This is a genomic window from Allorhizobium sp. NPDC080224, from assembly GCF_050281005.1.
GTDB lineage: Bacteria > Pseudomonadota > Alphaproteobacteria > Rhizobiales > Rhizobiaceae > Allorhizobium.
The window spans coordinates 389486-400766 of record NZ_JBNNWJ010000001.1; the positions used below are offsets into that span (position 1 = coordinate 389486).

Consider the following 11281-nt stretch of genomic DNA (forward strand, 5'->3'; position numbering starts at 1 on the left):
GGCCGATCTGATCGGAGCCTGAGCGTCAAAGGCTCCGACCGATGGCCTCGCTGATTGCCCCGCGCAATTGGTCGAGGCCATCACCTTTTTCAGAAGATGTCGAAAGCACGACAGGGAAGGCTGCGGGGCGCTTCTTGATCTTTTCCTGCGTCTCCGCAATCAGCTTCACGACACCTGGGGCCTTGATCTTGTCGGTCTTGGTCAGCACGATCTGGTAAGAGACGGCGGCCTTGTCGAGCAGCGAAAGCACCTCGTCATCGTTCTTCTTGATGCCGTGACGGCTGTCGATCAGCACATAGACGCGCTTCAGCGTCGCGCGACCCCGAAGATAATCGAAGACGAGCTTCGTCCAGGCATCGACATGTTCCTTCGGCGCCTGCGCATAGCCGTAGCCGGGCATGTCGACGAGCGCCATCGGCGGCAGGTCGCCTGCCCCGCCGGAATAGCCGTCGGGCACGAAATAGTTGAGTTCCTGCGTGCGACCGGGCGTGTTCGAGGTGCGAGCCAGGCCTTTCTGGCCGACGAGCGCATTGATCAGCGACGACTTGCCGACATTCGAGCGTCCGGCAAAGGCCACTTCAAGCGGCCCTTCTGGCGGCAGGAATTCCATCGACGGCACGCCGCGGATGAAGATCCAGGGGCGGCCGAAAAGCGGCTGGTCGGGTTTGTCGTGTATTTCGGTCATGGGCTGGCCTTTCGTAAGCGGGACAGATCCCGGTTTTGGCCCGGAAAGTCAAGCAGCCGCGGTCGGGACCGGACGCGAGGCCTGCCGCGCATGGCTGATCAGATAGGTGAACAGGGCGGCCATGACGAGCGCGCCGCCGATGATCGTGCGCCCCGACGGGATCTCGTTATGCAGAAGGACCATCCAGACAGGCGCAAGGATCATCTCGGCGGTGCCGAGAAGCGCCGCGAGTGCCGAGGGGATCATCCGGGCACCGGTGACGTAGAGCGCCATGCCGAGCCCGAGATTGAGGGCGCCGAAGCAAAAGAGCAAGGTGAGGTCCTGGAAGCCGACGGCAAAGGCGCCGGCCTGGCTTGCTGCGATAGCGCAGGCGATGAAGGAGCCGCCGCAGGCAGCCGGCGTCATGCGGATGCCGGGATAGCGGCGGGTCAGCACTGTCATGCAGGCGAAGATTGCCGGGATCGCCGCAGCAAGCGCCAGTCCGAGGATCGAGCCACCTTCGCCGATCGAGGACGAGACCATGATTCCCACACCGAGGATGACCGCACCGATGGCACCCCAGGTGACCGGCGTGATCGGTTCCCCGAGCACGACGCGCGCGAGAAGGGCTGCAAACAGCGGGATGGATGCCATGAACAGCACGACATTGGCTACCGGTGTCATGGTGACGGCAAGCACGAAGAAGGTCGAGACGAGGGCAAAACCGACGGCGATGCAGAAGCCCGGCCAGCCCATGGCGCGGAACAGGCGGATCGTGCCATCGATCCGGTCACGGATCAGCATGAAGGCAAGGAGAAAAAGGCCAGCGAACAGGCAGCGCCAGAACACGATCGTCCAGCCGTCCTCCACGCCGATGAATCGCTGGATAGCACCGCCATAGCTCCAGGCGACTGCCGAGCCGGCAACGAGAGCAATGCCAAGCCAGGAGCGTTGTGCGGAGGAGGATATGTCTGCCATGGGCCTGAATCTCGATCACCATAGAAAAAGCCCCGGCTTGGCCGGGGCTTTTGATCGTCACTTGGTCTGGGCCGGTTTCCGGCGGAACGTATTGGCGATGTTCTTGAACAGTTCGATCTCCACGCCGTGACGTTTCATGATCAAGGCCTGCTGCAGGATCGACAGCGTGTTGTTCCACGCCCAGTAGATCACGAGGCCAGCCGGGAACGTGCCGAGCATGAAGGTGAAGATAACGGGCATCCAGTTGAACAGCATCGCCTGGGTCGGATCCGGCGGCGTCGGATTCATGCGCATCTGGACCCACATGGTCACACCCATGATCAGCGGCCAGACGCCGATCATCAGGAAGAGCGGAGGGGTGAAGGGCAGCAGCCCGAACAGATTGAAGAGGCTCGTCGGATCGGGAGCGGAGAGATCTTGGATCCAGCCGAAGAACGGCGCATGACGCATCTCGATCGTGACGTAGATGACCTTGTAGAGCGCGAAGAAGACCGGGATCTGCAGGAGCACCGGCCAGCAGCCGGCCACTGGATTGATCTTCTCTTCCTTGTAAAGCGCCATCATCGCCTGCTGCAGACCCATGCGGTCGTCGGCATACTTGGTCTTCAGTTCTTCGAGCTTCGGCTGCACACGCTTCATGTTGGCCATGGAGGCGTACTGCTTGTTGGCGAGCGGGAAGAACAGCAGCTTGACGACGATGGTGGTGAGCAAGATGGCTACGCCGAAATTGCCGACGAGATGGAAGAAGTAGTCCATCAGGTGGAACATTGGCTTGGTGATGAAGTAAAACCAGCCCCAGTCGATCATCAGGTCGAACTTCGGAATGCCGAGGCTTTCCTGATAGCTGTCGATGACCGGAACCTGCTTGGCTCCCGCGAACAGCAGGGTCTTGACCGAGGTGCTCTGGCCGGCCGGAATGCTCACGGCATCGTTCTTGTAGTCGGCCTGGAAACGGGCCTGACCGTCGGTGAAGTAGGAGAAGCGCGATTCGTAAGGCAGGGTCTGCTGCGGGATCAGCGATGCGGCCCAGTACTTGTCGGTGATCCCGAGCCAGCCGCCGGTCGCCTTGGCATTGGTGATCGCGGCTTCTTCGACATCCGAATAGTCGTGCTCGACCAGGCTGCCTTCGGCGCCGAGAACGCCGAGGAAGCCTTCATGCAGAACGAAGATCGAAGGCGTGCTCGGCTTGTTGTAGCGGGTAACGCGGCCGTAAGGCGCGAGGCTTGCGGAGGCAGCGCCATTGTTGACGATCTGGTCCTCGACGGTGAACATATAGTGTTCGTCGACCGAGATGGTGCGGGTGAAGGTGAGGCCGGCCTCGTTCGTGTAGGTCAGCGTCACCGGTGTCGCTTCCGTGAGCGTGGCACCTTCCGGCGCGGTCCAGACGGTGTTCGGACCCGGAACCGATCCGGCATTCTCACCGGCGATGAAGCCGAGTTCGGCGAAATAGGCATCACGCGTTTCGGCAGGGTTGAAGAGCGTGACGATCGGGCTCGTCGGGTCGACGGTCTCGCGATACTGCCGGAGTTTCAGATCGTCGAAGCGAGCGCCGGTCAGGTTGATGGAACCTTCGAGGTCCTGGGTTTCGATGGCAATGCGTGCAGTTGTGGCAACGGCGGCATCGCGGCTTGCTTCCGGATTTGTGACCCCTCCCGCCGGCAAGCTGCCGTCAACAGTGGCGGTTGGGTTCGTTGCCTGCTGCTCGGCCTGTGCCTGCTGCTGGGCGATCTGCGCCTCCTGAGCCTGACGCTGGGCCTCGATACGCGGGTTCATATAGAAGAACTGCCAGGCGAGTACGATCACCACCGATAAGGCAATCGCGATGAAATAGTTGCGGTTGTTCTGCATCACTCTTTCCTGGGAGCGGTCTTGTTTGACCGGGAGTTATTCGTCTGGCGGTTTTCGATGCGCAGGATCAATTGCCGGGACAATTGATCGAAAGGCACATCCAGTACCTCGCGCCGGGCGACAATGACATAGTCGTGTCCCGGCTGCATTGCAAACGCCGCATTCAGTCGCACGGCTTCTTTCAGCCTGCGCCGCATGCGGTTACGTTCCACTGCATTGCCATGTTTCTTGGTGACCGTGAAGCCCACGCGGGGCGGCGCGTCATCCTTGCGGTCGAGAACCTCCAGCAGGAAGGTGCGACCCTTGCGCGCTTCGCCGTGCCTGACGGCGAGGAACTGAGGCCGGCTCTTGAGCCGGCCAACAGATGTCTTGGAGTCCGTGGACGTCATGGGCCCGTCAGTCTCGTCGGGCTCATCCGGCCTTAGGCCGAAAGCTTGGCGCGGCCGCGAGCGCGGCGAGCGTTGAGCACCTGACGGCCGCCCTTGGTGGCCATACGCGCACGGAAGCCGTGGCGGCGCTTGCGAACAAGCTTGGAAGGTTGGAAAGTACGCTTCGACATTTATTTAATACCGCGGGGTGCGGCCCTTCTTGGATGTGCAAATTGCAACAGCGTTTTGGTTCGTCGCACGGGTAAGCGCCGCCGGGCGCCTGTTTCCGAACGTGCGCGGCTTATAGTGTCAGGGGGCGCAGGAGTCAATCAGGTCGCCGTGATGCCTTTATCCTGCGAATGAAGGCGAAAAAACCTCGCCTTGCCACACATCCGCCACGCCGCTTCCTTCGTTAAGGTTGGTAACCCCGCGAAAGAACATGACCAAACTTTCATGTTTCTTCACGGCTTGCGCGTGCTAGGCATTGAAAACACCGCGTTACACTGGCGTCGTCACGTCGTTTTGGGCAGCGTCACAATTGCGCGACAGACACGGACGACAAGGAATGAGGGCCGATGTTCGACCGGCAGGACAGTCATCTGCAGGCCGACCTCTCCGAGGGGTATGCCATGCCGTCCCGGATCAGGGGGCTCTCCGGCAAACTCCTGTGGCTGACGATCGCCTTTGTCATGCTGGCCGAAATCCTGATCTTCGCGCCGTCCGTCGCGACGATGCGCCAGCGCTGGCTGCAGGATCGGCTGAATACGGCGGCTGCCGCCGGCGTGGTGATCGACGGGCTACAGCCACTGGAACTGCCGCGCAACGTCCAGGAAGATACGCTGACGACCACGGGAACGAAGGCTATCGTGCTTCGCAAGGATGGTACCTCGCGCCTGCTTGCCGTGACCGAGATGCCGAACGAGGTGGATGCCGCCTTCGACCTCTCGGATTATTCGGAACTCGGGTCGATCCGCGACGCCTTCTATACGCTGATTTTTGGCGGCGACCGTCTGCTGCGCGTCTACGGGCCCATCGCGGAAGGCAGTGATGTCACCGTCGAGATCGTCATGGACGAAGCGCCGCTGCGCAAGGCCATGCTTGGCTATGCCCGCAACATCCTCTTCGTATCCTTGATTATTTCCGTCATCGCTGCTGTGTTGATGTTCCTGGCGATCAATCGCGTGATGATCATGCCGGTGCGGCGACTGGCCCGCAGCATGCAGGTGTTTGCGGAAAATCCCGAAGATCCCGCCCGCGTGTTGCCGCCGACCGTCGGGAATGACGAGATCGCGGTCGCGGGGCGTCATCTTTCACGGATGCAGGACCAATTGCAGAAGACGCTGCGCCAGCAGAAGACGCTCGCCGACCTCGGTCTCGCCGTCTCCAAGATCAATCACGACATGCGCAACATCCTGGCCTCGGCCCAGCTGATGTCCGACCGCCTGGTCGATGTCGATGATCCCCTGGTGAAGAGCTTTGCCCCCAAGCTCTTGCGCACCATCGATCGCGCCGTCGGTTACACCAGCGAGGTTCTCTCCTATGGCCAGACCTCGGAAGCTGAGCCGCGCCGTCGCCGCTTCCTTTTGTCGGAAGTCTGCCAGGAGGTTCGGGATCTCTTGCACCTGAGCCACGAGGCGGGCATCGAATTCATCGACAATGTCGGCGTCGATATCGAAGTGGATGCCGATAGCGAACAGCTCTTCCGCGTCATTCACAATATCTGCCGCAACGCGATTCAGGCGCTGGCCACCTTCACGCCAGATGATCCCGAGCACGTCCGCCGCATCACCGTATCCGCACAGCGAACCGGATCGGTTGTGGCCATCGTCATCGACGACACAGGTCCTGGCATGCCGCGCAAGGCACGGGAAAACCTGTTCACCGCCTTCCGGGGTTCGGCACGTTCCGGCGGCACGGGCCTCGGCCTTGCGATTGCCCGAGAGCTTGTGATCGCCCATGGCGGAACAATCGCCCTTGTGGAAAAGCCGGGTCCCGGCACCATGTTCCGCGTCGAAATCCCCGACAGGCCAGTGGCTCTCGACGATTGGCGCGCGCGCGCGTAAGGTCGCACGGCAAGGCACGTGACAGGAAAATGACTCTTTTTTCAAATGGGCGCTTGCAATCCTGATCGTCCCGTTTTAGAGGATCGCCACACGCCGACGCACAGTCGGTTTTGGCAAGCACCCGTAGCTCAGCTGGATAGAGCACCAGACTACGAATCTGGGGGTCAGAGGTTCGAATCCTTTCGGGTGCGCCATTCCTTTTCCTTTCATGATGGCATGATCGTCGGCGTCAGCTGACCAAGGGGCAAGCTCATTCCCGTGAATCTCCGTGCGGCTTACTCCCGGGCGATCACCAAAGCCGTTTTCACAAACACGCAATAAAAGCACTTGGATATCTCGTTCCCCTGATTTAACACGGCGCCGGCAACGTTGCAGGTCGCCACCTGTGATGTATCCCCTTGAGATGTCGCATAAGCTTGTGCTCTTGAAGGGCAGGGGCCCGTTTTCGCGGCGGGTTGGTCGACCGGCATGGGGTAATGACATGAGATGGAAGCGCACTCTTCAATTGCTCGACGTTCACGCCGAGGGTGAAATCGGAAAGGTTGCCGTCGGTGGCGTGCCGAAGATCCCGGGTGAGACGGTGGCGGAGCAATTGCTTTGGCTGAACACCGATCCCAAGGGCGAGGCGCTGAGACGCATGCTGGTGCTTGAGCCGCGCGGCGCGCCGATCGGTTCCGTCAACCTGCTGCTGCCGCCGAAGACCCCCTCCGCCGATGCCGCCTTCGTCATTCTCCAGCCCGACCAGGCCCATGCGAGCTCCGGCTCCAACTCGATCTGCGTGACGACGGCGCTTCTGGAAAGCGGTATGGTCGAGATGCAGGAGCCCGAGACGATCGTCATGCTGGAAACGGCAGCCGGCCTCGTCAAGGCGACCGCGACCTGCCGTGACGGGCGCTGCGAGCGCGTTAAGCTCACCATGGTGCCGTCCTTCGTACACGAACTGGATGTGACGCTCGACACCGAACAATGGGGTCGCATCACCTTCGATCTGAGCTATGGCGGCATCTTCTATGCACTTGTCGATGTGGGCCAGGTCGGTTTGACGATCGAGAAAGGCAATGCGCGGGCACTGGTCGAGGCCGGCATGATCCTGAAGGAAGAGATCAATCGCAAGATCCCGGTGGTCCATCCCGAGATACCCGCGATCTCGGGCGTGGCCTATGTGATGTTCCGTGATGTCGATCCTGACGGTGCGATCCGCACCTGCACCACGATGTGGCCGGGGCGCGTCGATCGCTCGCCCTGTGGCACCGGCAACTCCGCAAATCTTGCGACGCTCCATGCGCGTGGCAAGGCGAAGGTTGGCGACGTGATGCTGTCTCGGTCGATCATCGGCTCCGAATTCGAGGTCGGACTCTCGGCCCTGTCGGAGGTGGCCGGACGTCCCGCTGTTATCCCTACCATCAGCGGTCGCGGCTTCACCTTCGGTCTGCATCAGGTGGCGCTTGACCCCTTCGATCCCTTCGAGCGGGGTTTTGCGCTCACCGACGTCTGGGGACCGTCCTCCGGCTCCATCGGTTGACTCTTGCGCACCGGTTTCTGCATTGTTTCAAATTGAATGAAATTCGATGCTCTGCGGTAGCCGAATTGTAAGGGTCTTGGATTTCGACATCTTGCTAAGCATGAATGCCGGCGAATAAGTAAGCTCCATCGTCATGAACGCGACAAGTAATCCGTAAATGAAAGCAAACGCTACGACAGGCTCCGCCCTGCCGCTTCCGGCAACCACGCTTCCGACACTGCGCGGATGTGCCATTTTTTCTGGTCTTACGCCGGAAGAGGACCGCGAGTGGCTTTTGCGCTGCCATTCTCGCACGCTGAGTGCCGGCGAAAGTCTGGTCGACTTCGAGGATATGTCCAAGGACGTCTTCATCGTACAGACGGGCGAGATCCGCGCGGTGCTGCGCTTCTCCGTCGGTAAGGAGGCCATTCTCGGCAGCTTCAAACGCGGCGACATCCTCGGCGAGCAGTCGGCGATCGATGACATGGCGCGATCCGCAAGCCTCATGGCTGTCAGCGACGCAACAGTGACCGTGATCCCCTGCATCGTCTTTCTCGACATCCTGCGGCAGAGATCGGATGTCGCGCTGGCGCTGCTGCAGCTTCTGTCGAAGCGTATCCGGGCGATGAACGACCGTTTGTCGGAGCTGTCCTTTCTCGACACCAAGCACCGCCTTTACAACACGCTGCTCAGGCTTTCGCGCGTGCGCAACGACGGAGGTCGCGAACGCATCATTTCGCCGCCGCTGGTGCATGCGGAATTGGCAGAACATATCGGCGCCAGCCGCGAAACGGTGTCGCGCGAAATGTCGAGGCTGGCGCGCGAGCAGCTGGTGGAGCGCACCAGCCGTGCCATCGTTCTGAAGAACCCTGTGGAATTGTCCCGCCGGATCTCGCGCGCCCTCGAAGGCTGAGGCTTACGGGTAGATAACGCCCTTGCGCAGAATGACATTGGCGTAAAGCCGCGGCTCCCCCGTCTGAACGACGGTATGGGCGGCCTTCACCCGGTTGTAGAAATCCGCACCGATCAGCTTCGTCACCGCTACCTTTGGTTCGTGGCGGGCGCAGCAATCGATGATTTCCTGATGCACCGGGTCGATCTGGTCGGGCTTGCCGCCGACGACAGACCGAAAGATCGCCTCCGGCACGAAATCGTCGATCGGCATGACGCTGAGGATCGCGTTCAGCACGGGCACGAGGTGATGGCCATCCAGGCGAACCAGCCGTCGTGCGTGTTCGAGCGCCGGGTAGTTGCCGTCGACGATGGCGATCTCGTCGCCGTGACCCATCGCGCGCAGGGTGGCAAGAAGCTCGGGACTCAGGAGGGGATCAATGCCCTTCAGCATGGGTGGTATCCTTGAACAACACGGTTTGATCGATGAGATAGCGGTCGAAGATCGGCAGGCTTGCGCCGCCGATGGCGCGGGCCTGATCTCCGACCTCGCCCTCGACGATGTCGGGAATGACGACGCCCTGCAGGTCGAGGCGGTTCATCGCCTCGATGGTGGCCTTGACCAGGCGATGGCGAACCCAGGCCGGGAAGCCGCCGTCGATGATCGCGGCGGCAAAGTCGATGATTGATGCGGCCGCGATGACGGCCTGGGCCAGCGCTGCGGCCGTATCCTGAATCCAGATCTCCAGCGGCTCGCCGAAGTCGATCCATTCTTCCGCCGCATACCAGAGCGGCTGGGGATCGAGCCCACGCTCTCGCAGCAGGTTCTCGAGAACGAAGATCGAGGCGATGTCGAGAAGCTGGCGCGTCTGGCCGTGCTTGTCACGAACGGGCAGGGGGCCGATGGCCCCGGCGGTCCCGGTTCGGCCGACAAAGAGAGACGAATTGACGACGATGCCGCCGCCAATGAACGAGCCGATATAGAAGTAGACGAAATCCGGATAGCGCTGGCCTGCGCCAAACACCAGTTCTGCCCCGCAGGCACTGGTCGCGTCGTTGCGCAGATAGACGGGATGCGCCATGCGCGTCTGTACCTCGACCTGCAGGTCGACCCTGCGCCAGATATCCATCGCCCCTTCCGGTGCGCCGACTTCCTCGGCCCAGTTCCAGAGTTCGAAGGGTGCGGCAATGCCGATTCCGGCAATGCGCGCCCGCATCGTTTCGTCCATTTCCGCTTCCATGGCGGCGATGCCGTCACAGATGAAGGGCAGGAGGTGGTCGGGGTGGGGGTAGCGATAGGTGCGGTGGCGTTGCTCCCGAATCGTGCCGGCGAAATCCATCAGCACGAGGTCGGCGCTTCGACGACCGATCTTCACGCCGAAGGAGAAGACCGCCTCCGGATTGATGAACATCGGGACCGATGGCTGGCCGACGCGGCCGCGGATCGGTTCGCCGCGCATCAAGAGTTCGTCGCTTTCGAGCGAGCGCATGATGACCGAGACGGTCTGGGCGGAAAGGCCGGTGAGGCGTGCGATGTCGGCCTTCGAACAGCCGGGATTCTGCCGAACCAGTGACAGCACCAGCCGCTCGTTATAGGCGCGCACGCGCACCTGGTTCGAGCCGCCGCCGGCGCTCACCCTGGGCGCCGGATCCGCCAGTCGTGCATGATCATCCTGTGACACTGAAGGCCGCTCCTCCCGACCGCTTCCTTTTACGAAAGCGCTCGCAGAATGTCACACCGATTTAATAATTCAACTGGATTTATTTATTGACAGCTGAAATCTCCTCATGTTCTAAATGGGCCCGTGGAGGAGTGGATGCCTGATGGCAGCCGATCGGATCGCCGGAGGGTGATCCGTGCCGACACGCTGCGGCCGGAGGAGCTGGCCGACACCATTCGGGAGGATTACCAAATGAAAAAGTCTCTGATCACTGCTGCCCTGTCGACCCTGGCCCTCGGCGTTGTTTTCGCCGCCCCGGCGCAGGCAGCCGACGTTTCTGCCTGCCTCATCACCAAGACCGACACCAACCCCTTCTTCGTCAAGATGAAGGAAGGCGCGACCGCCAAGGCCGCCGAACTCGGCGTGAGCCTGAAGTCCTATGCCGGTAAGATCGACGGCGATTCGGAAAGCCAGGTTGCCGCCATCGAAACCTGCATTGCCGATGGCGCAAAGGGCATCCTGCTTACCGCATCCGACACGCAGGGCATCGTTCCGGCCGTCCAGAAGGCCCGTGACGCAGGACTCCTCGTCATCGCCCTCGACACGCCGCTGGAGCCGATCGACTCCGCCGACATGACCTTCGCGACCGACAACCTTCTCGCTGGCGAACTGATCGGCAAGTGGGCTGCTGCAACCCTCGGTGACGCTGCCAAGGACGCCAAGATCGCCTTCCTGAACCTCACCCCTTCGCAGCCGTCGGTCGACGTCCTGCGTAACCAGGGCTTCATGAAGGGCTTCGGCATCGACACCGTCGACATCAACAAGATCGGCGACGAAACCGATCCGCGCATCGTTGGCCACGACATCACCAACGGCAACGAAGAAGGCGGACGCACCGCCATGGAAAACCTTCTCCAGAAGGATCCGTCCATCAACGTCGTTCACACCATCAACGAACCTGCAGCTGCCGGCGCCTATGAAGCGCTGAAGGCCGTTGGCAAGGAAGGTGACGTGCTGATCGTGTCGGTCGACGGCGGTTGCCCGGGCGTCAAGAATGTCGCCGAAGGCGTCATCGGTGCGACTTCGCAGCAGTATCCGCTGCTGATGGCATCGCTCGGCATCGAGGCGATCAAGAAGTTCGCAGACACCGGCGAAAAGCCGGCTGCCACCGAAGGCAAGAACTTCTTCGACACGGGTGTCGCTCTCGTCACCGACAAGCCGGCAGCTGGCGTCGAGTCGATCGACACCAAGGTCGGCACCGAGAAGTGCTGGGGCTGATCGAACTCCTGCGCCTGAACTGAAACGTC

At 61.4% G+C, this 11281-nt stretch carries 11 protein-coding genes and 1 tRNA gene; 5 read left to right on the forward strand and 7 right to left on the reverse strand.

What is annotated here, in order from left to right:
• Positions 1-25: 25 nt before the first annotated feature.
• Genes yihA through rpmH form a run of 5 tightly spaced genes read right to left on the reverse strand, consistent with a single transcriptional unit; the run spans position 26 to position 4049 of the window.
• Positions 26-685, reverse strand: coding sequence for a ribosome biogenesis GTP-binding protein YihA/YsxC (yihA, locus tag ACQKP1_RS01950; protein ID WP_203019361.1), 660 nt, complete (start codon positions 683-685; stop codon positions 26-28).
• Between the two features lie 48 nt (positions 686-733).
• Positions 734-1642: a DMT family transporter gene (locus ACQKP1_RS01955; RefSeq protein ID WP_203019363.1), complete on the reverse strand. Its 909-nt coding sequence runs from the start codon at positions 1640-1642 to the stop codon at positions 734-736.
• Between the two features lie 57 nt (positions 1643-1699).
• The gene (yidC, locus tag ACQKP1_RS01960) at positions 1700-3490 is read right to left on the reverse strand and encodes a membrane protein insertase YidC (RefSeq protein WP_203019365.1); all 1791 of its coding nucleotides are present in this window, start codon (positions 3488-3490) and stop codon (positions 1700-1702) included.
• Positions 3490-3879 (reverse strand): ribonuclease P protein component, encoded by a 390-nt coding sequence (gene rnpA / locus ACQKP1_RS01965; RefSeq protein ID WP_069042425.1) that lies wholly within the window; start codon positions 3877-3879, stop codon positions 3490-3492. Before rnpA ends, yidC begins: the two co-directional genes overlap by 1 nt.
• 32 nt (positions 3880-3911) lie before the next feature.
• Positions 3912-4049, reverse strand: coding sequence for a 50S ribosomal protein L34 (rpmH, locus tag ACQKP1_RS01970; RefSeq protein WP_006727993.1), 138 nt, complete (start codon positions 4047-4049; stop codon positions 3912-3914).
• A 438-nt stretch (positions 4050-4487) separates the two neighbouring features.
• On the opposite strand from rpmH, the gene ACQKP1_RS01975 reads away from it, so the two are divergent.
• The 4 genes from ACQKP1_RS01975 (at position 4488) to ACQKP1_RS01990 (ending at position 8335) form a co-directional block, all read left to right on the forward strand.
• The gene (locus tag ACQKP1_RS01975) at positions 4488-5921 is read left to right on the forward strand and encodes an ATP-binding protein (RefSeq protein ID WP_427276378.1); all 1434 of its coding nucleotides are present in this window, start codon (positions 4488-4490) and stop codon (positions 5919-5921) included.
• A 117-nt stretch (positions 5922-6038) separates the two neighbouring features.
• A tRNA-Arg gene (locus ACQKP1_RS01980) sits at positions 6039-6115 on the forward strand.
• A 287-nt stretch (positions 6116-6402) separates the two neighbouring features.
• A complete protein-coding gene (locus tag ACQKP1_RS01985; protein ID WP_427273994.1) occupies positions 6403-7443 on the forward strand; it encodes a 4-hydroxyproline epimerase in 1041 nt (346 codons plus the stop codon).
• Positions 7444-7600: 157 nt separating this feature from the next.
• Complete coding sequence (locus ACQKP1_RS01990) at positions 7601-8335, forward strand: Crp/Fnr family transcriptional regulator (RefSeq protein WP_054149102.1); 735 nt, start codon at positions 7601-7603, stop codon at positions 8333-8335.
• Between the two features lie 3 nt (positions 8336-8338).
• Here the strand turns inward: ACQKP1_RS01990 and ACQKP1_RS01995 are convergent, their stop codons facing one another.
• Complete coding sequence (locus ACQKP1_RS01995) at positions 8339-8767, reverse strand: RbsD/FucU family protein (protein ID WP_427273995.1); 429 nt, start codon at positions 8765-8767, stop codon at positions 8339-8341.
• On the reverse strand, positions 8751-9995 hold the full coding sequence (locus ACQKP1_RS02000; RefSeq protein ID WP_427273996.1) for an ROK family transcriptional regulator: 1245 nt from the start codon (positions 9993-9995) through the stop codon (positions 8751-8753). The genes ACQKP1_RS01995 and ACQKP1_RS02000 overlap by 17 nt, the downstream gene beginning before the upstream one ends.
• 231 nt (positions 9996-10226) lie before the next feature.
• Here ACQKP1_RS02000 and ACQKP1_RS02005 point away from each other — a divergent pair, with 231 nt between their 5' ends.
• Positions 10227-11252 (forward strand): sugar ABC transporter substrate-binding protein, encoded by a 1026-nt coding sequence (locus ACQKP1_RS02005; protein ID WP_203019372.1) that lies wholly within the window; start codon positions 10227-10229, stop codon positions 11250-11252.
• Positions 11253-11281 lie beyond the last annotated feature (29 nt).